Source organism: Neisseria sp. P0001.S005, assembly GCF_051963715.1.
Genome location: NZ_JBQCTZ010000788.1, coordinates 1 through 360 on the forward strand (window position 1 = coordinate 1; position 360 = coordinate 360).

Genomic DNA, 360 nt, shown 5'->3' on the forward strand with positions numbered 1-360 from the left:
GGTTGCGTCAACGTCATCGCCGCCGGGAGCGGAAATCAGCACTTTTTTCGCGCCGCTTTCCAAGTGGATTTTGGCTTTCTCTTTGCTGGTGAACGCACCGGTACATTCCATTACCAGGTCAACGCCCAATTCGCCCCATGGCAATTCGGCTGGGTTGCGGGTAGAGAAGTAAGGGATTTTTTTACCGTCGATGATGAGGTGTTTCTCATCGTGGGAAACTTCAGAGTTGAAGCGGCCGTGAACAGTGTCGAATTTGGTCAGGTGAGCATTGGTCTCGATGCTGCCGCTGGCATTGATGGCAACGATGTCGAGTTGGTCTTGCAGTTTGTAGTCAAAAATAGCGCGCACTACTTGGCGGCC

1 protein-coding gene is annotated in these 360 nt (G+C 52.5%); it reads right to left on the reverse strand.

The genetic code is table 11. The annotated features are described in order from the left end of the window. Nucleotides 1-360: glyceraldehyde 3-phosphate dehydrogenase NAD-binding domain-containing protein (locus ACTHSP_RS22875; protein ID WP_440347114.1), on the reverse strand; the 360-nt coding region annotated here is incomplete at both ends.